This window comes from Nonomuraea sp. NPDC004186, assembly GCF_053603495.1.
Genome location: NZ_JBSGFQ010000008.1, coordinates 59,483 through 82,033, shown reverse-complemented (window position 1 = coordinate 82,033; position 22,551 = coordinate 59,483). Strand labels below are relative to the sequence as shown.

The window sequence follows — 22,551 nt, the reverse complement described above, 5'->3', positions numbered from 1 at the left end:
GGGTCAGCGGCCCTCGAAGGTGGGTTTGCGTTTCTCGAGGAACGCCTCCACCGCTCCCGCGTGGTCGGCGGTCAGCCCCAGGCGGGCCTGGGCGCGGGCCTCGGCGGTGAGTGCCGCGCCGAGGTCCTGGTCCCAGGCCCCGGCGATCAGCCGCTTGGACTCGGCGTACGCGGCGGTCGGCCCGGCGGCGAGCCGGGCCGCCAGCTCGCGCGCCACCGCACCGGCCTCCTCCCGAGGGACCACGCGCCCCGTGATCCCCCACTCCACCGCCTGCCGGGCGCCGAACGACTCACCGAGCAGGACCAGCTCCTTGGCCCGGGCCTCGCCGACCGCCCGTACGAGCGTCAGGGACAGCCCCGAGTCGCACGTCAGCCCGATCGCCGTGAACGCCGTCGCGAAGACGGCCTCCTCCGCGAGCACCCGCAGGTCACAGGCCAGGGCGAGGGCCAGACCGGCGCCGACGCACGTGCCGTTGACGGCGGCGACGACCGGTTTGCCCATGGTGGCCAGGAGCCGGACGATCGGCGCGTAGTCCTCCTCGACGGTGTCGAAGGCGTGCCCGGCGTCCGAGCGGAGCGCCGCCGCGTGCTCGGCTAGGTCCTGGCCGACGCAGAAGGCGGTCCCCGCCCCGGTCAGCACCACCGCGCGTACGGCGTCGTCGGCCGCGACCTCCTCCAGCGCCCGGCGCAGCGCCGTCTTCAGCCCGGTGTCCAGCGCGTTGCGGCGGTCCGGGCGGTTGAGGGTCAGGACGGCCACGGCGCCGTCGCGTTCCAGCAGGATCGAGGCCCCGTCCAGCTCAGGCTCCACCTCAGGCCTCCTGTCCGGGCAGCGGCCAGGTCTTGGCCACGAGGGTCAGCACGTCGTACGTGGCGACCGGCTGGCCGTCCTGGTTGGCGACGACGGCGTCCCAGCGGACCTCGCCGTAGTCGGCGGAGCTGCGCGGGGTGATCTGCTTGACGGTCAGCGTCACGTCGATCGTGTCGCCCGCCTTCACGGGGGTGAGGAAGCGCAGGGAGTCGACGCCGAAGTTCGCCAGGACCGGTCCGGGCGCCGGGTCCACGAAGAGCCCGGCGGCCAGGGACACGACGAGGTACCCGTGGGCGACGATGCCGCCGAACAGCGGGTTGCGCGCGGCGGCCGCGGCGTCGGTGTGCGCGTAGAAGGTGTCCCCGGTGAACTCGGCGAAGTGCTCGATGTCGGCGAGCGAGACCGTGCGCGGCGCGGAGGCGATCGTGTCACCGACGCGCAGCTCCGCCAGGGACTTGCGGAACGGGTGAACGTCCGACTCGGCGCGCGCGGCGCCCGTGGTCCAGCGGCCGGTGACCGCGGTGAGCAGGTCCGGGGAGGCCTGGACGGCGGTGCGCTGCATGTGGTGCAGGACCCCGCGGACGCCGCCCAGCTCCTCGCCGCCGCCGGCCCGGCCCGGGCCGCCGTGGACGAGGACGGGCAGCGGCGAGCCGTGCCCGGTGGACTCCTTGGCGTCGTCCCTGTCCAGGACGAGGACCCGGCCGTGCCACGGCGCCAGCCCCAGCACGACGGTCCGCGCGACCTCCGGGTCATGGGTGGCGACGGAGGCGACGAGGCTGCCCCTGCCGCGCGCCGCGAGCGCGATCGCCGAGTCCAGGCCGTCGTAGGCGAGCACGGTGCCGACCGGCCCGAACGGCTCCACGTCGTGCGGCTCGGTGGCGCCGGGACGGGCGCGCAGCAGGAGCGGGGTCATGAACGCGCCGCGCTCGGCGTCGCCGTCGAGCAGGGCGGCGCCGGAGGGGTCGCCGAAGGCGATCTCGGCGCCGGCCCGCAGCGCCTCGACGGCCTTGCGCACCTCGTCGCGCTGGCCGAGGCTGGCCAGCGCGCCCATCCGTACGTCCGGATTGCGGGGATCGCCGACGGTCACCTTGGCCAGGCGCGCGGCCAGCGCCTCGACGACCTGGCCGGCCATGGCCGAGGGCACGAGGATCCGGCGGATGGCGGTGCACTTCTGGCCCGCCTTGACCGTCATCTCGGTGACGACGCCCTTGACGAACAGGTCGAACTCCGGGTCCTCCGGCCGCACGTCCGGCCCCAGGATCGAGCAGTTCAGCGAGTCGGCCTCGACGCCCAGCAGGACGCCGCCGTCCAGCACGTTCGGGTGGCGGCGCAGGATGCCCGCGGTGTGCGCGGAGCCGGTGAAGGCGACGGAGTCCTGGACGGTCAGCTCGTCGAGCAGCCCTCCGGCGCCGCCGGAGACGAGCTGGAGCGTGCCTTCGGGCAGGATGCCCGACTCGACGATCAGCCGTACGGCCAGCTCGGTCAGGTACGCGGTCTGGCTCGCGGGCTTGACGATCGAGGGCAGCCCGGCGAGGAAGGCCGGGGCCAGCTTCTCGAGCATCCCCCAGACCGGGAAGTTGAAGGCGTTGATCTGCACCGCGACGCCCGGCCGCGAGGTGTAGAGGTGCTGGCCGACGAACGTGCCGCCCTTGCCCAGGCGCTCCAGGCCGCCGTCCAGGACGACGGTGTCGTTCGGCAGCTCGCGCACGCCCTTGCCGGCGTAGCTGAACAGGGTGCCGATGCCGCCGTCCACGTCGATCATGGTGTCGCGCGAGGTGGCGCCGGTCCGCACGGACAGCGCGTACAGCTCCTCCTTGCGCTCGGTCAGGTGCTTGGCCAGCGCCTTCAGCAGGGCCGCCCGCTCGTGGAAGGTCAGGGACCGCAGTGCGGGCCCGCCGGTGTCGCGGGCGTGGCGGACCATCGCGGCGACGTCCAGCCCCCGGCTGGAGATCCGCGCGACCTCCTCGCCCGTGGCGGCGTCGAGCAGGGGCTCCCCTTCATCGGCCGCCCGGAACCATCGTCCGGCGGCGTAGCTCTCCAGCAGCGCGCTCACGCGTCCTCTCCTCTCCACGGGCCCCTTGCGCAGGTACCCCAACACGTGCCACGGTATTACTGACCGAGCGATAAGTAAATACGACTCGACGCCCGAGGAGGGAAATCGATGACGACGACACCGGCGGAGCCGGAAGCGCTCGAAGCCGCGTTCGAGGCGACGATCGCGCGCCACGACCGGATCGAGCCCCGGGACTGGATGCCGGACGCCTACCGCCGGACGCTCGTACGCCAGATCGCCCAGCACGCGCACTCCGAGATCATCGGCATGCAGCCCGAAGGCGCGTGGATCGGCCGCGCTCCGTCCCTGCGCCGCAAGGCGATCCTGCTGGCCAAGGTGCAGGACGAGGCCGGGCACGGGCTGTACCTGTACTCGGCGTGCGAGACCCTGGGCGTCTCCCGCGCCGAGCTGACCGAGCTGCTGCTCACGGGCCGGCAGAAGTACTCCTCGATCTTCAACTACCCGACGCTGTCGTACGCCGACGTCGGGACGATCGGCTGGCTGGTGGACGGGGCCGCGATCTGCAACCAGGTGCCGCTCTGCCGCACCTCGTACGGCCCGTACGGGCGCGCCATGATCCGCATCTGCAAGGAGGAGTCGTTCCACCAGCGGCAGGGCTACGAGCTGCTGATGACGATGATGAGCGGAACCGACGCCCAGCGGGCGATGGTCCAGGAGTCGGTGGACCGGTTCTGGTGGCCGTCGCTGATGATGTTCGGCCCGCCGGACGCCGACTCGCCCAACAGCGCGCGGTCGATGGCCTGGGGCGTCAAGCGCAACTCCAACGACGAGCTGCGCCAGAAGTTCGTGGACATGACGGTCCCGCAGGCCGAGGCGCTGGGCGTGACGCTGCCCGACCCCGACCTGCGCTGGAACGCCGAACGCGGTCACCACGACTTCGGCGAGCCCGACTGGCAGGAGCTCGCCGCCGTGATCCGCGGGGACGGGCCGTGCAACGCGCAGCGGATGGCGCACCGCCGGGCCGCGCACGAGGACGGCGCCTGGGTTCGCGAGGCCGCGTCGGCGTTCGCGGAGCGGGCGGGCACGCGATGAGCGCCGACCGGCGGGAGTGGCCGCTGTACGAGGTGTTCGTCCGCGGCAAGCGGGGCCTCAACCACGTGCACGTCGGATCGCTGCACGCCGCCGACGACGCGATGGCCGTACGGCACGCGCGTGACGTCTACACCCGGCGCAACGAGGGCGTGAGCATCTGGGTCGTGCGGGCCGACGCCATCACCGCCTCCAGCCCGGACGAGAAGGACCCGCTGTTCGCGCCGAGCGGCGACAAGGTCTACCGACACCCGACGTTCTACGACATTCCCGACAACGTCCCGCACATGTGATCGGTTGGCACTCATGAACGACGAATTCGCCGGCGACTCCTCGCAGTGGGCCTTCGGCACCGGCTTCGAGGACCCTCTGGCCGGGGTCGACACCACGGTGCCGCCGGGCGTGGACGCAGCCGAGCTGGCCGCGTACTGCCTCATGCTCGGCGACGACGCGCTGATCATGTCACAGCGCCTGTCCGAGTGGTGCAGCCGCGCGCCCGACCTGGAAGAGGACATCGCGCTGGCGAACATGGCGCTCGACCTGCTCGGACAGGCCCGCCTGCTGCTGTCGCGGGCGGCCGCCGCGGATCCCGGCGTCGTGCCCGCCCTGCCCGAGGGCTCGCCGGTGCCCGCCGAGGACGCGCTGGCGTACTTCCGCGACGCCGAGAAGTTCCGCAACGTCCGGCTCGCCGAGGTGGAGAACGGGGACTTCGCGCACGTCGTCGTGCGGCTGCTGCTGTTCTCGGTGGCCCGGCTCGCGCTGCTGGAGCGGCTGCGGACCAGCCGTGACCAGGTCCTGGCGGCGGTGGCGGCCAAGGGCGTGAAGGAGATCACCTACCACCGCGACTGGGCGGGACGCTGGTTCCTCACCCTGGCGCAGGGGACCGGGGAGTCGCGGCGCAGGCTGGTGGCGGCGCTGGACGCCCTGTGGCCGTACCAGGCCGAGCTCACCGATTTCGGCGAGGACCTGCGCGACGAGGTGGACGTCGTCCTCGACCAGGTCTTCGCCGTGAGCGGCGTCGAGCGGCCCGAGCGCGCGCCGCTGGCCGGCACCGGCCGCGACGGCGCGCACACCGACGCCCTCGGCCCGCTGCTCGCCGAGATGCAGGTCGTCGCCCGCGCCCACCCGAGCGGGCGCTGGTGAGCGCCCGCGACCGGGCCGCCGAGGTCGCGGCGCAGGTACGCGACCCCGAGATGCCCATGCTCACCCTCGCGGACCTCGGCGTGCTGCGCGGCGTCGAGGTATCCGGTGGCGAGGACGTGGTCGTGTCGATCACCCCGACGTACACCGGCTGCCCGGCCATGGCGACCATGCGCGACGACCTCGTCCACCGGCTGCGGGAGGCCGGGTTCGACCGGGTCGAGGTGCGGATCGTCCTGGATCCGCCCTGGTCGAGCGACTGGATCACCGAACGCGGCCGGGCCGCCCTGCGGGAGGCCGGGCTGTCGGCCCCCGGCCCCGCCCCTCGGCGCGGCGGCCCGATCCCGCTCACGCTGGGGCCGGCCAGGAGCGCCCCGCCCTGCCCGCGCTGCGGGTCGGCGGCGACCCGGCTGACGTCCGAGTTCGGCGCGACCGCCTGCAAGGCCCTCTACCGCTGCACCGGCTGCCTTGAGCCGTTCGAGCACGTCAAGGAGATCTGACATGGCCTCTTTCCACCCGCTCACCGTGTCGGCGGTGGACCGCCTGTGCGAGGACGCCGCGGCGATCACGTTCGCCGTCCCGGACGAGCTGCGCGAGGCGTACGCCTTCCGCGCCGGGCAGTCGCTCACCCTGCGCCGCGTCGTGGACGGGCGGGAGGAGCGCCGGTCGTACTCGATCTGCGCGCCGGCCGGCGCGCGGCCCCGGATCGGGGTCCGTGAGATCCCGGGCGGGTTGTTCTCGTCCTGGCTGGTACGCGAGGTCGCGCCGGGGACGCGGATCGAGGTCCAGACGCCGACCGGCTCCTGGCGGGCCGACCCCGCCACGGGCGAGCGGCACCTGTGCGTCGCCGCCGGGTCGGGCATCACCCCGATGCTGTCGCTCGCCTCGACCGTGCTCACCCACCCGCAGGCCCAGGTGTCGCTGCTGTACGGCAACCGGACCAGCCGGACCGTGATGTTCGCCGAGGAGCTGGGCGACCTGAAGAACCGCTACGGCCCCCGGCTCCAGGTGGTCCACGCGCTCTCGCGGGAGCCGCGCGACGTCGAGCTGTTCTCCGGTCGGCTCGACGGCGACCGGCTGCGCCGCCTGCTGACCGAGGTGGTGCCGGTCGAGGTGTTCGACCACGTCTGGCTCTGCGGGCCGCTGGCGATGATCCAGGAAGCGCGTACGGTGCTCGCCGACCTGGGCGTACCCGCCTCCCGCGTGCACGTCGAGCTGTTCTACGTCGACGAGCCGCCGCCGCAGCCGCGACGGGCCGCGGAGGGGGTCGCGCCCGGCGCGACGAGCGAGCTGACGACGGTGCTGGACGGCCTGCGGACGACCTCGACGGTCTCCCGCGACGCGACGCTGCTCGACGGCGCCCAGGCGGCGCGCGCTGACCTGCCGTTCGCCTGCAAGGGCGGCGTCTGCGGGACGTGCCGCGCGGTCGTACGGTCGGGCGAGGTGGACATGCGCCGCAACTACGCCCTCGAACAGGCCGAGATTGACGCCGGGTTCGTCCTGACCTGCCAGACATTTCCGGTCGGCGAGCGCGTCACCGTCGACTACGACGCATGAGGAGCCCACTGATGCCCGAATCCTTCGTCGTCTCCGGCGCGCGGACGCCGATAGGCCGCTACGGCGGCGCGCTCGCCCACGTCCGGCCCGACGATCTGGCCGCCCTCGTCGTGGGCGAGGCCGTCGCCCGCGCCGGGATCGCCCCGGACCTCGTGGACGAGGTGGTGCTCGGCGCGGCCAACCAGGCCGGCGAGGACAACCGGAATGTCGCCCGGATGGCCCTCCTGCTGGCGGGCCTGCCCGACTCGGTGCCCGGGTTCACCGTCAACCGGCTCTGCGCCTCGGGGCTCACCGCGGTCGCGACGGCTCGTGCCCTGATCGCCGCCGGGGACGCGGATGTGGTGGTCGCGGGCGGGGTGGAGTCGATGACCCGGGCTCCGTGGGTGACCGAGAAGCCGGCCAAGGCGTTCGCGAAGCCGGGGCCGTCGTTCGACACCTCGATCGGCTGGCGGTTCACCAACCCGCGCTTCGACGCCGCGACGACCGCCTCCATGCCGCAGACGGCCGAGACGGTCGCGCGGCGGTGGGGGCTGACCCGTGAGGAGCTGGACGCGTACGCGCTGCGCTCCCACGAACGGGCGGTCACGGCCATCAAGGAGGGCCGGTTCACCGGCGAGATCGTCCCGGTTCCCACGGGTGCGGGCGTCGTCGACACCGACGAGGGGCCGCGGCCGGACACGAGCCTGGAACGGCTGGCGCGGCTGCGCCCGGTCAACGGCCCCGACGGGGTCGTCACCGCGGGCAACTCCAGCTCGCTGAACGACGGCGCCGCGGCCGTCGTTGTGGCCAGCGACCGCTTCCTCGAACGGCACGGCCTGACACCCCGGGCGCGCCTGGTGGCGGCGGCCAGCGCCGGGGTGGCGCCGGAGATCATGGGCGTCGGCCCGGTCCCGGCGACCCGCAAGGCGCTCGAACGCGCGGGCTGGGCCGTCGGCGACCTGGACGCCGTGGAGCTGAACGAGGCGTTCGCGTCCCAGTCGCTCGCCTGCGTCCGGGATCTCGGGCTCGAGCTCGGCCGCGTCAACGCCGACGGCGGCGCGATCGCCCTCGGGCACCCGCTGGGCGCGTCCGGCGCCCGGATCCTCGTCACCCTGCTCGGCCGGCTCGAACGCACCGGAGGCCGGCGCGGCCTGGCGACCATGTGCGTCGGCGTCGGCCAGGGCAGCGCTCTCCTGGTGGAGCGCCCATGACCAGCCTGATCGTCGAGGAAGGCGAGGACCGGGTGGTGTGGCGGCTCAACCGCCCCGAGGTCCGCAACGCGATCGACCGCGAGCTGGTCGCCAGGCTCCACGAGGCGTGCGCCGCCGTCGAGGAGGAGCCGCGCGTCGTCCTGCTCACCGGCGAGGGCACGACGTTCGCGGCCGGGGCCGACATCGCCCAGCTGCGCGAACGCGACCTGTACGACGCGCTGCGCGGCATCAACTCCAAGCTCTTCGACCGGATCCACCGGCTGCCGATGCCGACCGTGGCCCTGCTCGACGGGTACGCCCTGGGCGGCGGGGCCGAGCTGGCCTACGCCTGCGACTTCCGGATCGGCACGCCGGGCACGCGGATCGGCAACCCGGAGACGGGCCTCGGCATCCTGGCGGCGGCCGGGGCGGCCTGGCGGCTGGCCGAGCTGATCGGGGAGCCGCTGGCCAAGGAGATCCTGCTCGCCGGCCGGGTGCTCACGGCCGAGGAGGCGCACGCCGTACGGCTGCTCAACGAGGTCGTGGAGCCGGAGGAACTGCTGGCGGCCGGGCACCGGCTGGCCGACCGGATCACCGCGCGGGCGCCGCTGGCGACCCGGCTGACCAAGGCGGTCTTCCACGCCCCTCGGGGCGCGCACCCGTTCGTGGACGACGTGGCTCAGGCGGTCCTGTTCGAGACGGAGGAGAAGCACATGCGCATGACGGCATTCCTGGAGCGGCGCTCATGAGCCTGCCACGGACGGTCGGCGTCTTCGGCGGCGGGCGGATGGGGTCCGGGATCGCGCAGGCGTTCCTGACCTCGGGCAGCCACGTGATCGTCGTCGAGGACGGTCCGGAGGCGGCCGAGCGGGCCAGGGTCCGGGTACGCGACGGCCTGGCCAAGGGACACGCGGACCCGGACGCCCTCGCGCGGCTGCGGACGACTTCGGACCCCGGCGAGCTGAGCCCGTGCGAGCTCGTCGTCGAGGCGGTCCCGGAGGACGCGGCGCTCAAGGCCCAGGTGTTCGCCCTGGTCGAGAAGGTGGCGCCGGGCGCGGTGCTGGCCTCGAACACCAGCAGCCTGTCGATCGGCGCGCTGGCCGCCGGCCTGGCCGCGCCGGAGCGCTTCCTCGGGCTGCACTTCTTCAACCCCGTCCCGGTGAGCGCGCTCATCGAGATCGTCACCGGGCCGCGTACCGATCCGGCGCTCGTGGCGCTGGCCCAGGAGTGGGCGGCCGGGCTGGGCAAGACGCCGATCACGGTCGCGGACTCGCCGGGGTTCGCCAGCAGCCGGCTGGGCGTCTGCCTGGCGCTGGAGGCGATGCGGATGCTGGAGGAGGGCGTCGCGAGCGCGGCCGACATCGACACGGCGATGACCCTCGGCTACCGGCACCCGATGGGGCCGCTGCGGACCACCGACGTGGTGGGGCTGGACGTGCGGCTCGCGATCGCCGAGCACCTGGCGCGCGAGCTGGGGCCGCGGTTCGAGCCGCCGCGGATCCTGCGCGACCTGGTCGCGGACGGGCATCTCGGCCGCAAGACGGGCCAGGGCTTCTACACCTGGTGAGATCCCCCGGCCTCGTGCCGGGCCAGGCCGTCGAAGGCGATGGCGGTGATGGCGTCGGCGACCATCGCCCGGTCGTACGCGCCGTCGGGCCGGTACCACTCGACCAGCGAGTTCACCATGCCGAACAGCAGCCGGCTGACCAGCGTCGCCGGCACGTCGTCGCGGAGCGCGCCCTCCGCGACGGCGTCGGTGACGAGCGCGGCCAGGCGGTCGTCGAGCCAGCGGCGCCGCTCCAGCGCCGCCAGCTCGACCTCGCTGTTGCCGCGCACCCGCAGCAGGAGCGTGACCGAGGGCTGGTGCGCCACCAGCACCTCGACGCTGCGGCGTAGCACCTCGCGCAGCCGTCCGTACGCGCTCGTCCCGGCCTGGTCCCTGGAGGCCTCGGTCACGACGGCGGTCAGCTCGTCGAGCGCGTCGTCCAGGGCCTGGCCGAGCAGTTGCTCCTTGCTGGTGACGTGGTGGTAGATGGCCGGCTTGGTCAGGCCCAGCTCCTTGGCCAGGTCGCCCATGCTGGTGGCGTCGTACCCCTTGCGGTTGAACAGCTCCACCGCGGCGCGCAGGACCGCGGCCTGGTCATGGCCGGGACGGCCACGCCCGCGGCGCGGGGACGGTTCGGCAGGCTGAGTCGTCACGAATGCAGCATCTCACGACGGATCAGACGCCCCTCCACGCGCAGCGGGTGGGGTCCAGGTCATCGCGCTCAGCGTGCCGTCACGCAGCCGAGATGCCCTGTGCGAGGAGAACTCACGTCGTGGGCATTTTAGCCGCGACCCGCCAAAAAGCGATTGATTTGAAAATTCTTCAAAGCATTCGGATTTACGTTTACAACGTCGCGATGCAGTCGTTAATCTGCTGAACGCGAAAGAGAATCAGCGCTATGAAAGACTTGAACGCGATGAACCACCCGGTTGTCACAGCAGATGTCGACCAGATGCGCGATTTGCTGGTGCAGCATTTCCCGCCCTACTATCTCGAAATCGGAAAGCCGCACCCGCGCGGCGCTCGGTACCAGCTTCTCCACAAGGGAAAGATCGCTCTGCACACCGCGACATACGGTGCGGAGATTCGCGTCGGAACGTCGGAGTCGTTCAACTTCTATGCGGTCATGATGCCGTTGCGGGGAACCGGCGGGGTGACCCTCAACGGGCAGGACGTCACCGCGCCGATCTCCCTCATCGGCCCCAAGCAGAAGATCGACATGCGTTGGAGCCTCGACCACGAGGTTTTGATGATGCAGGTTCCGTTGGCGACCATGGAAGAGGCGCTCGAGGCCTACCTTGGCGATCCTCCCAAGGAGCGGCTGCGGTTCGAGCCTGGGGTGGACGCCACCGGCGCGCTCGGCCACGCGCTCAGAATGGTGTCATCGGGCGGCACGCTGCTCTTCGCGGCTTCGAAACTGGCCGAGCACCACTTCGAGCAGTTTCTGCTGCACACCTTGCTCGCCTCCCAGCCGCACAACTACTCGGACGCACTCAGCGAGTCCGCTGCCCCCTGGACCCCCACCGCTCTCCGGCGTGCCATCCGCTACTGCGAAGACCACGCCGGCGAGGCGATCTGCCTCGGCGACATCGCCGCCGCGGCCAGAGTCAGCGTCCGTACCCTCCAGCTCGGCTTCCGTGAACATCTGCAGACCACCCCGATGGCCTATCTCCGTTCCGTACGGTTGGCTCACACGCACGCCGATCTCGTCCGCATCGCGGATACGGGCAGCCAGACGACCGTCACGGAGGTGGCCCTGCGATGGGGATTCACCCATCTCGGCCGCTTCGCGGCCCTGTACAGGCAGACCTACGGCCGGCTTCCGTCCAGCACCCGGCAAGGACACCGATGAGGCCGTCGGCGCCTACCTCAGCGCCTCGGTCTCGGGCCGGCCCCGGCGGCGGAGGTCGGCCAGCACGTCCGACCAGGGGATGACCGCGTTGTCCTTGGCCCATTGTTCCCAGACCGCTGCGAGCTCCGCGACGAGCGACGGCTCCCGCGGGGCGAGATCCTCGCTCTCGCCGCGGTCGGCCTCGATGTCGTACAGCTCCCAGGGGCCGCCCCACTCGCGTACGAGCTTCCAGCGCCCCCGTCGTACGGCGGCATTGCCGATGTGTTCCCAGCACAACGTCCGGGGTTCGCCGGCGGTGGGAAGGTCGTCGCCCCGCCACACGGGCAGCAGGCTGTGGCCCGCCGTGTCCGGGTGGCCGTACGCCGCCTCCACGATGGTGGAGGTCAGGTCGACCAGGTGACCGGGGCGCCGTTCGACCCGGTCGGCGGGCAGCGCGCTCGGCCACGACACGATGAAGGGGGAGGCGACACCGCCCTCGTGAACCCAGCGCTTGTAGAGGCGGAACGGCGTGTTGGACAGGTTCGCCCAGCCTCGGCCGTAGCTGAGGTAGCTCTGCTCGGGACCGGGCATGATCCGGGGGGTGTTGCCCACCTCGACCGGTTCGCCGAGCCGGGTGTGCCGGGGGCAGATCTCCTCTCCGAAGAGCGGCTGTCCGGGACGGTGCGGCAGGTCCTCGGCGCACCCGCCGTTGTCGGAGAGGAACATCACGATCGTGTTCTCGCGGGTCCCTGACCGTTCGAGCTGGTCGAGGACCTGACCGATGCCGCGGTCCATCACCTCGACCTGGGCGGCGTACGTGGCCATCCGCTCCACCTGCCAGGCGTGGTCGTCGACGTCGGCCCACGGTGGAACCGCCTCGTCCCGCGGGGGAAGTTCCGCGACGCCGGCGACACCGAGGTCGGCCTGGCGCCGGAAGCGTTCCGCGCGGAGCGTGTCCCAGCCGGCCCGGTACCGCTCGCGGTATTTCGCGATGTCGGGCTCGCGGGCGTGCAACGGCCAATGGGGAGCCGTGTACGCCAGGTAGAGGAAGAACGGCGGGTCACCGGCCGAGGCGCGGGCGACGAAGTCGCGGGCGTGCTCGCTGAGGTCGTCGGTGATGTAGTAGTCCGGATCCGCGTGCGCCTCGGGCACCCTCGATTCGCCCGACATGAGCGGCGGCTGGTAGTAGCTGCTGCACCCGGGCAGGATGCCGTAGAACTCGTCGAATCCGCGGCGTGTGGGCCACGTGTCGTTGGGTGTCGTGGTGTCGGACGACAGGTGCCATTTGCCGACCAGCGCGGTCCGGTAACCCTGGTCTTTCAGCCTCTGCGCGAGGGTCGGGACACTCTGGTCCAGGGAGCCCCGGTAGCCGGCCGGCCTGCTGTCGCGCGTCAGGACGCCGATTCCGACCGAGTGAGGGTGCCGGCCGGTGAGCAGGGCCGCGCGGGAAGGGCTGCAGCGCGGCGTGACGTAGAACGACGTCATCCGGACGCCGCTGCGGGCGAGGCGGTCGAGGTTCGGAGTGTCGATCTCCCCACCGAAGCTGCCGAGGTCGGAATAGCCGAGGTCGTCGGCGAGGATCACGATCACGTTGGGGGCTGGCATGCGGGCCTTTCTGTTTCTGTCGGAGGAGTGTGATGTGCCGGTTGTGCTCACGTATCCGATGTCTCGCCGGCCGGGTTCGTGTTCGGCCGGGTCAGTGAGCGCAGCAGGTCGGCGAACTGGCGGACCGCCTCCGCCCGGCTCACCGCGTCGGGGTCCAGCAGCCATTGGACGCGCAGCCCGTCGGCGAGCGCGACGAGCCATCGCGCGACCGTCTCCGTGGTCAGCCCCGGAGGCAGGTTGCGCTCGTCGATCACCTCGGTGAGCCACCCCTGCACGGAGATCACGATGGCCCGGTACCGCTCGACCCACCATTCGTGGGACGGGTGCTCAAGGCTCAGCCCCTCCGCCGACAGCAGGGCGAACAGCTGGACGAGCACAGGGTTGCGCTCGTTGTCCTCGAGGGTGCGGAGGAACACCTCCATCCGGTCCTCCCCCTCGGCCAGCCGGCGCCTCGAACTCCCCTGCCGGCAGGGTCTTCGATGCGATGGTGTGCGCGTTCCGAGCAGCGTGGCCACGAGGTCATCGTCGAGGCAGGCCAGCAGCTCGCGCACCGTCGCCGGTTCCGAACCGGCCAGGTCCGTGGTCTCGTACGGATCGGACTCCAGGTCGAACAGGGCCGGCGCGGGCAGGTCGGCGCTCACCACGAGCTTGCGCGTCCTGGTGGAGACGGCACGCCAGCGGCGCAGGGCCACCCACCGGTTGTCCCCGTAGTGACGCTGGGCGAGCTCGATCTCGCGGGCGGACCGGTCGAGCCCGGACACGACATGGTCGCGGTGCTCGGGCGTCTCCCCTCGCACGACGGGCAGCAGCGACCGCGCGGTCATCCACCGCGCGGGTGCCGGCCCCGCGACGTCGAGGAAGGTCGCGGCCAGGTCCTCCAGCGAGACCAGGGCGTCGCTGGTGAGGCCAGGGTGCCTCACGACCGGTCCGGCGATGATCATCGGGATGCGGATGCTCGGGTCCAGGGCGACCTGCTTGCCCCAGATACCCTGGTCACCGAGCATCTCGCCATGGTCGCTGGTGTAGACGACCACCGTGTTCTCCAGTTCGCCCCGTTCCGCGATCAGGTCGAGCAGCCCGCCGACGTGGCCGTCGATGTTCTCGATCATGGCCGCGTAGCGGCGCCGCACCTCCTGGTGGCGGGGGTCGGCCGGATCCTCACCGGCCGGAACCGGGAACTCGACGTCCCGCCACCTGTCGATCAGCCCTGGCGGCACGTCCATCGGATCGTGCGGGCCGGCGAAGTTCACCACCACGTGCCAGGGCCGCCCCTGAGGGCAGCTCGACAGGACGTCGCGGGCGTTGCGCGCGATCCAGTTGTCCAGGTAGGCGTCCTCCGGCAGCGGGCTGGGCTCGACGTCGAAGTAGGGCTCGTGCCGTCTGCGTTCGAAGTCCCGCAGGTGCAGGTCCGCGACCCCGCGTCCGTACAGATGGTTCATGTACGGCCCTTTGGGTCCGGTACGCCCCGACCAGAGCGAGTCGAACTTACCCTCGTTGTCGATGCCACCGTCCAGACCCCACTCGCGCAGGCACCGCGAGCCGTCGAGATTCCAGTCGAACGTCGCCTTGTGCAGGTCGAACTTCCCGACGCCCGCCACGTGGTACCCGGCCTCGTCCCGGAGCGTCCGGAAATAGGTATGCGTCTGCGGCGGTCGAGCAGGTATTCCGACACCGCGTCGCGGCCCAGAACGTCCAGCAGGCATGGCGATCGTTCCTCGCGTTCTCGTCCGTTCCCCAGGCGCGACGAGCACCTCGCGGAATGTAACGGGACCATACCTAACTTACCGAGTACTCGGTAGGTTAGCGCGACAAAAAAATTAGGGACCATGCTTCCGGATCGTGCCGCGGCACCGTCAACCTGCTCAGGCTCATGGCCGATGAGCTGCGTCTCGACGCGCTAGAGACCGCGGTGGCACGCGAGTCGCAGGGTCCGGTGGACCGCCGAGCGAGGCGCGTGGACGGCCGGAGGCCGAATGGCGGTGGATGCACTGCGGGCCGGTCGGCAACAGCGTGCCGGCCGGCACCGGTCAAGGTCGGCCTCGGACCGCCGCCATCGGAGTGTGGCGGCGGTGTGAACGGTCAGCGCAGGGAGCGGAAGAACTCGCGCACGTCGGCGACGAACGGGCCGGGCTGCTCCAGGGCCAGGAAGTGTCCGCCGCGCTCGAATTCGGTCCAATGCACGATGGTGTGATCGCGTTCTGCGAAACGACGGATGGCCACGTCCTGGGTGAGGGAGACCGCCACGCCGGTGGGCACGGTCCCGGGGTCGCGCGGCGCCCAGGCCGAGGGGTCGTGGTGGGCCTCGTAGTAGAGGTGGGCCGAAGAGGCGCCGGTCTGCGTGAACCAGTAGATGCTGACGTCGGTGAGGAGGGCGTCGCGGCCGACGGCGTCTTCGGGCAGGTCCGCGGCGCTGTCGGTCCATTCCTTGAACTTCTCGGCGATCCAGGCGAGCTGGCCGGCCGGGGAGTCGTTCAGGCCGTGCCCCAGGGTCTGCGGACGGGTGCCTTGGATCTTGTCGTAGCCGCTCTGCTCCTGCTGCCAGTGCTCCAGGCGCGCCAGCCGCTCCAGTTCGGACGTGGTCAGGCCGTCCATCTCACCGTCGGCCCCGATCGGGAAGGTGACCAGGGCGTTGACGTGCACGCCGAGGACGCGCTCGGCATCTTGGCGGCCCATTTCCGGGGCGACGAAGGCGCCGACGTCGCCGCCCTGCACGCCGTAGCGGGAGTAGCCGAGCCGGTTCATCAGCTCGGTGAAAGCGCCGGCGATGCGGCCGTGCGTCCAGCCCGCCTCGCGCAGCGGAACGGAGAAGCCGAACCCGGGCAGAGAGGGGATCACCAGGTGGAAGGCGTCGGCAGGGTCGCCGCCGTAGGAGCGCGGGTCGGTCAGGGGGCCGACGACGTCCAGGAGCTCGGCGATCGAGCCGGGCCAGCCGTGGACGAGCATCAGCGGGGTGGCGTCGGCCTCGGGAGAGCGAATGTGCGCGAAATGGATGGTCTGCCCGTCGATGTCGGTGGTGAACTGGGGCAGGTCGTTCAGCCTGGCCTCGTGCTTGCGCCAGTCGTAGCCGTCGGCCCAGTAGGCGGCGAGCTGCTGCAGGTACCCGGTCGGGACGCCGCGGCTCCAGCCTTGGCCGCCGATCTCGCCGCTCCAGCGGGTACGGGCGAGCCGGTCTCGTAAGTCATCCAGCTCGTCCTGCGGGATGTCGATGCGGAACGGGTTGATCATCGAACTGTTCCTTCCAGCAACGGAATACTTATATGAAAAAGGCGGTGGACCGTTGTTTGCGGTTCACCGCCATTCCCGGGGAACGGGCTCATGCCGCCGGCCCCTCTGCCTGGGGTCGAGCAGCCGCCGTGCGCACCGGCGCGCTGATTTCATCAAGAAAGTACGCGACTCCCGCGCTTACCCCGGAGAAATGCGCGCGATGCCGCCTGAATTCATGGAGTGGGGGTTTCTCCCGTGATGCGGACGCTGTCGCTCCCGTCACCCATGACCGTACTCGGGACAGCGCCGTTACCCGCGGCCACGGCCGGCGATGCGGCGACCATGACGCCTCCCACCCCCATGGCAAGTGTCGCGGCCAAGACAAGCAGGACACGATTCACGTTCAGTTTCCTTTCGCAGGGCCGGAGATGCCGATGCCTTCTGGCCATGCGAGCCTATGAGCGTTGCACGAGGTCCCACTATCCACATAGCGCTCATGCCGATTCGTTCACCGGATAGGCGCGGGCACGGGTCTCCGTGACCGGCACCGGCGGCTTGAAGCTCCTACCGTTGCCGGGTCACCAGGTGATGGGGAGTTCGAAGACGCCGTAGACCAGCCCGTTGTGCTTGAACGGCACCCGGTCCAGCTCGGTGGCCGGTTTCAAGGTCGGGATGCGCCGGTAGAGGGTGCCGCAGACCAGCCGGACCCTGGTCAGCGGGCCCTGCTCGCGCTGGGCGTACAGGCCCGGGGCCGGGTCGAACGGGCAGCGGGCCTCCCGCGCCATCGGGAACTCCGGCACCTCGGCCAGGCCTTCGGCCGTCATAGGAGTCGGTCCTTTCCATTGCTCGGCGGCCTGTCCGTGCCACATAGTGAATCAAATGATTTAATCTAGCCAATCACGTGATTCACACAGGCCGATGGGAGGCCCCGGGCTTACGGGCGAGGCGTCACCGGGGCCTGCCACAGGCCGACTATCGCGTCGATCAGACCGGAGGCGAGGTCGTCCCAGCTGGGCTGGAGGGTGGTGGCGCCCTCGGCGAGGGCGCGTTCCCGTTCGACGCACATGTGCACGATCACGTGACGCGCCATGGCCCAGCGCTCCTTCTGCACGGTGGCCGGCAGGTCGCTCAGACACCGGTTCAGGCCGTCCACGAGCAGCCGCAGCGAGGGCGACGGCAGCGATTCCTCGACCGTGATCTGGTAGAGCGCCGGATCGGCCATCACCTGCGCGCGGAACCGGGCGTACCAGGTGGGACTGCCCTGCGCTTCCAGATGCCGGGTGAACGGGCGCACCAGACAGGCCACCCAGTCGCGCACGTCCGTCGAGCCGGCGACGTCGGCGACCATCCACACCCGCAGTTGCTCCATCTCGTCGGCGTGCCTGCGCGCGATGGCGCGTACCAGGTCGGCCTTCGTGCCGAAGTGGTAGCCCACCGCGGCGCTGTTGCCCTGACCCGCGGCCTCGCTGATCTGGCGGTTGGACACCGCGTGCACCCCGTGCTCGGCGAACAGCCGCTCCGCGGTGGCCAGGATCACCTCCCGCGTCGCGCTCCCCCGCTCGGGCCGCGCAGTCCCGCCCGCCATCACCCTCTCCTCCCTGTGGCCTTCACCGCATCGTAGGAAACCTCGCATCCACCCAACTCAATCATATGATTTAATTAAATCAAGCGACTGACTTACCCATTTCGCGGCGAAGGCTCCTCCAGCGCCGTCCTGGCGCCACCGATGACCCAACTCAAAGGCCGCCTGACCCATCCCCCTAAAGGAAGACGAAACCATGAAAGTCACCATTGACCAGGACAAGTGCTGCGGCGCCGGCACGTGCGTGCTCGTCGCGCCGGACGTGTTCGACCAGCGAGACGACGACGGGATCGTGATCCTGCTCAACGAGCGGCCGCCCGCGGAGCTCCACGCCGTCGTCCGCGAGGCCGCCGACGTCTGCCCCGGAGCTGCGATCTTCGTGAGCGAGGACGCATGAGCACCCCCGACCACGTGCTCGTGGCCGGCGCCTCCGCCGCCGGCCTGGCCACCGTGGAAGCCCTGCGCCGCAAGGGATACGAAGGCCGGGTGACCGTGCTGGGAGCCGAACCCCACCTGCCCTACGACCGGCCGCCGCTGTCCAAGCAGATCCTGTCCGGCAGCTGGAAACCCGAGCGAGCCCGGCTGCGGCCCCCGGCCGCGCTGTCCGCGCTGAACGCGGAGTTCGTGCTCGGCGACCCGGCGACCGGGCTGGACGTCTCCTCCCGTACCGTGCGCACGGCATCGGGACGCGTTCTGAGCGCGGACGCGGTGGTGGTCGCCACCGGACTGCGCCCCCGCACACTGCCGGGCCAGGCCGGGCCGGCCGGCGTCCACGTGCTGCGCACCCTCGACGACGCGCTGGCCCTGCGGGCCGACCTGCTGTCCTGCACGCGCGTGGTGGTCGTCGGGGACGGCGTGCTCGGCGCCGAGATCGCCGCCACCGCGTGCGGCATGGGCGTGAACGTCACCCTGGCAGGCCCTCAACCGGCGCCGCTGGCCTGCCAGCTCGGCCAACCGGCCGCCGGGCTGCTCGCCGACCTGCACACCGAGCACGGGGTCGAGCTGCGGCTCGGCGCCGCCGTCAGCGGCCTGACCGAACGGCACGGCCACGTCACCGGGGTACGCCTGGAGACCGGCGACGTGCTGCCGGCCGACGTCGTCGTGGTCGCCTTCGGCGCCGCCCCGGCCACGGAATGGCTCGCCGGCAGCGGGCTCGACCTGGACAACGGGCTGGTGTGCGACTCCCGCTGCCGCGCCGCGGAAGGCGTCTACGCGGTCGGCGACGTGGCCCGCTGGCACCACGAGACCCTGGGCAGGTCGCTCCGGCTGGAGAACCGGACCAACGCCACCGAACAGGCGATCGCCGTCGCCGGCAATCTCCTCGGCGACGACCGCCCCTACACCCCGATCCCCTACTTCTGGACCGACCAGTTCGACGCCAAGATCCACGTACACGGGATGCCGTCACCCGACGCCGAGGTGTCCATCGCGGAAGGCTCGGTGGCCGAACGCCGCTTCGTCGCCGTCTACCGCCACGACGGCCGGGCCACCGCCGTACTCGGCTGGAACATGCCCAAACAGGCGCGTCAGCACCGGCAGGAGCTCGCCGCGACTTCCCTGCTCGCTGGATCGGCCTGACCGGCAGGCCGCGGTCACCTTGAGAGACCGGCGTGGCCGTGGCTTCCGACCCCGGCGCCTTTACGTTGTAGATTCATGCCGGGTGAGCCAGGCGCGGATCTCGTCCATGAGCGGGACGGGCGCGTCGTGGTGGACCAGGTGACCGGCGGCGGGGATCAGCGAGAGCTCCGCGGCGGGAATCAGGCCCTGCAGCCGCCGGCCGATCTCGGTGGGGATCCACGCGTCGCAGGAGCCCCACAGGATCCGTACGGGGATGCTGATGCGGCCCAGCTGTTCCTCGTTCTCTTCGAGGAAGCGCTCGTCATAGTGGGCGATCTGCCGGTAGAAGGCCGGCTGGCCGTCCTCCCCCGTCCACGGCCGCACGAGGGCGTCGAGATCGTCGTCGCGCAGGCCGCGGTGGCTCGCGCCCTGAATGTAGGCGCGCACGATGGCGGTGTGGATGTACGCCGGTAGCTGTCCCAGGACGTCAGGATGGTCCTGCACGAACCTGAAGAAGGGTGAGCCGCTGGGCGGGATGGCCACGACGTCGACGAGCATGAGCGAGGCGTAGCCGACGCCCAGGGTCAGGTGCGTGCGCAGCGACACCGCACCGCCGAAGTCGTGGGCGACCACGTGCGGCCGCTCCAGCCCCCAGTGCGCGAGCAGCGCCGCGAACGCATCGGCCTGCGCGCCGAAGTCCACGGGATGCTCGGCATGCTTGGACGAACGGCCGTATCCGGGCATGTCCCACAGGTAGACGGTGAAGTCGCGGCTCAGGGCCTCCGCGAACGGCTGCCACAACGCCGACGAGAACGGCGTGCCATGACAGAACACCACCGCCGGACCGGCGCCCGCGCGCCCCCAGGCGATCTGCCTCCCACGCCACTCGAATCGCTCCGTCAACTCCATGGCTACCCATGGTAGTCAGCGGTCGGGCGTGTGGCGTCCTATCGATCGGGGCCGAGGTAGGCGAGGACCGCCGCGACCCTCCGGTGCACGTCCCCGCTGTTCTCCAGCCCCAGTTTCGTGAAAATGGCGTTGACGTTCTTCTCCACCGACGAGATCGACAGATGAAGCGCCCTGGCGATGGCCGAGTTGGAGCGGCCGCGTGCCATCTCCCGGAGCACGTCGCGTTCGCGGCCGGTCAGCGCCTCCTGCTGTCCGCGGACGTCGCGCCTGGCCAGCAGGCCCTCCACGACCTTCGGGTCGATGACGGAGCCGCCGCAGGCCACCGCCCTGATGGCCCCCAGCAGCTCGTCCAGGTCCCCGACCCGGTCCTTGAGCAGGTAGGCGTAGCCTTCGGTGCCGTGCTTGAACAGCTCGAACGCGAACAACGCGTCCGCGAACTGCGACAGCACCACGACCCCCACCCCTGGATGCGCGGTCCTGATGCGGTGGGCGGCGTCGATGCCCTCGAAGCCGGGCCGCCAGTCGCCGCCCGGCATCCGGATGTCGGTGACCACGACGTCGGGGCCGAGGCGGCGGACGGCGTCGAGGAGTTCGTCGGCGTTGCCGACCGCGCCGACGACCGTGATCTCGCCCGACATGTCGAGCAATTGGCGGGTTCCTTCGCGTACGAGGTAGTGGTCGTCGGCGACCACCGTACGGATCCGCTCACCCATCGACCGGCACCCACGCCTTCACCCGTGTCCCCTTTCCCGGCGAGCTGTCGAGGTCGAGCCCGCCGCCGAGCGCGTCCAGCCGGTCGGACAGCGTGGCCAGCCCCCTGCGGGCGGTGGCCCCCGGGTCGAAGCCCTTGCCGTCGTCGGCGACCGTGGCGCGCAGGCGGCCGCCCGCGTGCGACAGGCCCACCTCTATGGTGGCGGCACCCGCGTGTTTGAGCGCGTTGGCGAGGGCCTCGTTGACGGTGAAGTACATCGCGCCCTCGACCTCGTCCTTGAACCGCCTGGTTCGCAGCCCGGGGTCCGAGGTCACCGTCGTGTGCACGGGCAGGCGGGAGCAGCGTTCCTCCACCGCCTCCACCAGGCCGCCCTGGCTGAGGGCCGACGGGTGGATGCCGGCCGCCAGCTCGCGCAGGTCGGCGAGCGTCTGGCGGGCCTGTTCGCGCAGGTGGGTGAGCATCTCGGGGCTCGCGCCGGTGGAGCGGGCCAGCTCCAGACCGGCGATCAGGGCAACGAGCTGCTGCTGTACGCCGTCGTGGATGTTGCGTTCGATGCGCCGGCGTTCCGCCTCCTGGGCGTTGACCAGGCGGGTGGCCAGGCCGGCGCTCTGGATGGCCAGCCCGGCCGGCACGGCCAGCGCCTCCAGGAGCCGCCGGTCCACGCGCGTCAGCCCGCCCACGCCTCGGGGGCCGCACTCGATCCGGCCGAGCCCTCCGTGCACCGGCACCGTCAGCGTCGCCGGGCCCTCCTGCCGGCCGGCGACCACGCGGGTGCCGTCCGCCAGCGTCACGGCCGCCCAGGTGGCCTCCAACGCGGTGCGCACGGCCGCGGCCACCCGGCCGAGCTGCTCCGCGGGCTCGGGCGCGTCCTCCAGCGCGGTGCCGAGGTCGGACAGCACCTCGTCCACCGTCGGCCGGACGTCGAAGATCAGGTGCAGGCGGGAGCCCCGGATGCCGATCCCGATGTCGAGCAGCCGGTGGCGGACCACGGTGACCCCGATCGCGACGGGCAGCGCCCCCGTCATGGCCATCGTCCCGAACAGCGCGAGCATCGGCAGCCTCGCGAGGAACACCATCTGGACGACGCCGCCCAGCAGGCTCACGGCCACGCCCCCGACCATCCAGGTGTACTGCCGGCGCTCGACCCGCGCGCTGCGCCGCCGGCGGAGCACGAGCCCGCAGAACGCGATCGCCGCCATGATCCACGTGATGAGCTGGCCGGCGGCCGACATCAAGAGCCCGACCAGGGTGAGCGTCGACTCCAGGACCCGCGTCGGCTCGCGCGCGGCGCCGCCGCTCAGCGTGTTCCCCACGGCGTGCAGGGCGATCGCGATGCCGGAGATCCACGCGAACGCGCGCCAGCGGCGCGACGGCAGCCGTCCTTCGGGGAAGAGCAGCGGGACGAAGATCCAGTTCAGGCCGTAGAAGACAGCGAGGACGGAGGAGAGCGGGGCGGTCAGCCAGAGCGGCACCGTGCCCATGATCGCCAACCCCGTGCCGGTCAGACCGACCCCCAGGAAGAGTGCGCAGAGCAGGAGCAGCCAGCCATACCGCAGCTCGGGACGCCGGATGGCCAGCAACCAGCCCAGCGCGGGCATGAGCAGCGCCACCACCATGTACACCCATTCGGTCACCGGGAGGGGGACGCCGCGGCTCGCCGTGATGCGGCTCGTGATGATCACGTTGGCCACGATGCCGGCGGCCGCGCCCGTCGCCAGTACCCCGGCCACCAGCCTCGAACCCATAAGCCTCCATCGTCGTGAGTGATCGGCGAGAGGGCTATGAGGTTATCCGCATATTTCGTACGGCCATCCCCACCGGCCAGAACG

General features: G+C 71.5%; 22 protein-coding genes. 11 read left to right on the top strand and 11 right to left on the bottom strand.

Annotated features, from left to right (window positions below):
• Nucleotides 1-3: 3 nt before the first annotated feature.
• Both ACWEPL_RS08860 and paaZ read right to left on the bottom strand, forming a co-directional pair.
• A complete protein-coding gene (locus ACWEPL_RS08860) occupies nt 4-807 on the bottom strand; it encodes an enoyl-CoA hydratase/isomerase family protein (protein ID WP_350741979.1) in 804 nt (267 codons plus the stop codon).
• Between the two features lies 1 nt (nt 808).
• Entirely contained in the window at nt 809-2,860 is a 2,052-nt protein-coding gene (gene paaZ, locus ACWEPL_RS08855) for a phenylacetic acid degradation bifunctional protein PaaZ (RefSeq protein ID WP_452435641.1), read from the bottom strand.
• A gap of 108 nt (nt 2,861-2,968) precedes the next feature.
• On the opposite strand from paaZ, the gene paaA reads away from it, so the two are divergent.
• Genes paaA through ACWEPL_RS08815 form a run of 8 tightly spaced genes read left to right on the top strand, consistent with a single transcriptional unit; the run spans nt 2,969 to nt 9,343 of the window.
• Entirely contained in the window at nt 2,969-3,913 is a 945-nt protein-coding gene (paaA, locus tag ACWEPL_RS08850) for a 1,2-phenylacetyl-CoA epoxidase subunit PaaA (RefSeq protein WP_363967967.1), read from the top strand.
• Nucleotides 3,910-4,203, top strand: coding sequence for a 1,2-phenylacetyl-CoA epoxidase subunit PaaB (gene paaB / locus ACWEPL_RS08845; RefSeq protein ID WP_192783751.1), 294 nt, complete (start codon nt 3,910-3,912; stop codon nt 4,201-4,203). Before paaA ends, paaB begins: the two co-directional genes overlap by 4 nt.
• A 13-nt stretch (nt 4,204-4,216) precedes the next feature.
• Nucleotides 4,217-5,053 (top strand): 1,2-phenylacetyl-CoA epoxidase subunit PaaC, encoded by an 837-nt coding sequence (gene paaC / locus ACWEPL_RS08840; protein ID WP_452435640.1) that lies wholly within the window; start codon nt 4,217-4,219, stop codon nt 5,051-5,053.
• Nucleotides 5,050-5,550 carry a 1,2-phenylacetyl-CoA epoxidase subunit PaaD gene (gene paaD, locus ACWEPL_RS08835; protein ID WP_452435639.1) on the top strand — a complete coding sequence of 167 codons (501 nt, stop codon included), beginning with the start codon at nt 5,050-5,052 and terminating at the stop codon, nt 5,548-5,550. Before paaC ends, paaD begins: the two co-directional genes overlap by 4 nt.
• 1 nt (nt 5,551) lies before the next feature.
• Entirely contained in the window at nt 5,552-6,607 is a 1,056-nt protein-coding gene (gene paaE, locus ACWEPL_RS08830) for a 1,2-phenylacetyl-CoA epoxidase subunit PaaE (RefSeq protein ID WP_452435638.1), read from the top strand.
• An 11-nt stretch (nt 6,608-6,618) separates the two neighbouring features.
• Complete coding sequence (locus ACWEPL_RS08825; RefSeq protein WP_452435637.1) at nt 6,619-7,797, top strand: thiolase family protein; 1,179 nt, start codon at nt 6,619-6,621, stop codon at nt 7,795-7,797.
• Nucleotides 7,794-8,525, top strand: a complete 732-nt coding sequence (locus tag ACWEPL_RS08820) for an enoyl-CoA hydratase/isomerase family protein (RefSeq protein WP_452435636.1) — start codon at nt 7,794-7,796, stop codon at nt 8,523-8,525. Before ACWEPL_RS08825 ends, ACWEPL_RS08820 begins: the two co-directional genes overlap by 4 nt.
• A complete protein-coding gene (locus ACWEPL_RS08815; protein ID WP_452435635.1) occupies nt 8,522-9,343 on the top strand; it encodes a 3-hydroxyacyl-CoA dehydrogenase family protein in 822 nt (273 codons plus the stop codon). Before ACWEPL_RS08820 ends, ACWEPL_RS08815 begins: the two co-directional genes overlap by 4 nt.
• Here ACWEPL_RS08815 and ACWEPL_RS08810 read toward each other — a convergent pair.
• Nucleotides 9,331-9,975: a TetR/AcrR family transcriptional regulator gene (locus ACWEPL_RS08810; RefSeq protein ID WP_452435634.1), complete on the bottom strand. Its 645-nt coding sequence runs from the start codon at nt 9,973-9,975 to the stop codon at nt 9,331-9,333. The two genes, ACWEPL_RS08815 and ACWEPL_RS08810, sit on opposite strands and share 13 nt — an antisense overlap.
• 245 nt (nt 9,976-10,220) lie before the next feature.
• Between ACWEPL_RS08810 and ACWEPL_RS08805 the strand changes: the two genes are divergently transcribed.
• Entirely contained in the window at nt 10,221-11,174 is a 954-nt protein-coding gene (locus ACWEPL_RS08805; protein ID WP_363967982.1) for an AraC family transcriptional regulator, read from the top strand.
• Between the two features lie 12 nt (nt 11,175-11,186).
• Here the strand turns inward: ACWEPL_RS08805 and ACWEPL_RS08800 are convergent, their stop codons facing one another.
• The 5 genes from ACWEPL_RS08800 to ACWEPL_RS08780 form a co-directional block, all read right to left on the bottom strand.
• Nucleotides 11,187-12,758, bottom strand: a complete 1,572-nt coding sequence (locus tag ACWEPL_RS08800; RefSeq protein ID WP_452435633.1) for an arylsulfatase — start codon at nt 12,756-12,758, stop codon at nt 11,187-11,189.
• 47 nt (nt 12,759-12,805) lie between these two features.
• Entirely contained in the window at nt 12,806-14,461 is a 1,656-nt protein-coding gene (locus tag ACWEPL_RS08795; protein ID WP_452435632.1) for a sulfatase-like hydrolase/transferase, read from the bottom strand.
• A gap of 376 nt (nt 14,462-14,837) precedes the next feature.
• The gene (locus ACWEPL_RS08790; protein ID WP_452435631.1) at nt 14,838-15,983 is read right to left on the bottom strand and encodes an epoxide hydrolase family protein; all 1,146 of its coding nucleotides are present in this window, start codon (nt 15,981-15,983) and stop codon (nt 14,838-14,840) included.
• A gap of 557 nt (nt 15,984-16,540) precedes the next feature.
• On the bottom strand, nt 16,541-16,786 hold the full coding sequence (locus ACWEPL_RS08785; protein WP_452435630.1) for a hypothetical protein: 246 nt from the start codon (nt 16,784-16,786) through the stop codon (nt 16,541-16,543).
• A gap of 110 nt (nt 16,787-16,896) precedes the next feature.
• Nucleotides 16,897-17,547, bottom strand: coding sequence for a TetR/AcrR family transcriptional regulator (locus tag ACWEPL_RS08780; RefSeq protein WP_452435629.1), 651 nt, complete (start codon nt 17,545-17,547; stop codon nt 16,897-16,899).
• A gap of 193 nt (nt 17,548-17,740) precedes the next feature.
• Here ACWEPL_RS08780 and ACWEPL_RS08775 point away from each other — a divergent pair, with 193 nt between their 5' ends.
• Together ACWEPL_RS08775 and ACWEPL_RS08770 are read left to right on the top strand one after the other, a co-directional pair.
• Nucleotides 17,741-17,941 carry a ferredoxin gene (locus ACWEPL_RS08775; protein ID WP_363967996.1) on the top strand — a complete coding sequence of 67 codons (201 nt, stop codon included), beginning with the start codon at nt 17,741-17,743 and terminating at the stop codon, nt 17,939-17,941.
• Nucleotides 17,938-19,122, top strand: coding sequence for an NAD(P)/FAD-dependent oxidoreductase (locus tag ACWEPL_RS08770; RefSeq protein WP_452435628.1), 1,185 nt, complete (start codon nt 17,938-17,940; stop codon nt 19,120-19,122). Before ACWEPL_RS08775 ends, ACWEPL_RS08770 begins: the two co-directional genes overlap by 4 nt.
• A 60-nt stretch (nt 19,123-19,182) precedes the next feature.
• On the opposite strand, the gene ACWEPL_RS08765 is transcribed toward ACWEPL_RS08770, so the two are convergent.
• From ACWEPL_RS08765 to ACWEPL_RS08755, 3 genes are read right to left on the bottom strand one after another with little or no spacing between them, the layout of a single operon-like run.
• Entirely contained in the window at nt 19,183-20,010 is an 828-nt protein-coding gene (locus ACWEPL_RS08765) for an alpha/beta fold hydrolase (protein WP_452435627.1), read from the bottom strand.
• 38 nt (nt 20,011-20,048) lie between these two features.
• Complete coding sequence (locus ACWEPL_RS08760) at nt 20,049-20,723, bottom strand: response regulator transcription factor (protein ID WP_363968002.1); 675 nt, start codon at nt 20,721-20,723, stop codon at nt 20,049-20,051.
• Nucleotides 20,716-22,467, bottom strand: coding sequence for a sensor histidine kinase (locus tag ACWEPL_RS08755; RefSeq protein WP_452435626.1), 1,752 nt, complete (start codon nt 22,465-22,467; stop codon nt 20,716-20,718). The genes ACWEPL_RS08760 and ACWEPL_RS08755 overlap by 8 nt, the downstream gene beginning before the upstream one ends.
• Between the last annotated feature and the right edge of the window lie 84 nt (nt 22,468-22,551).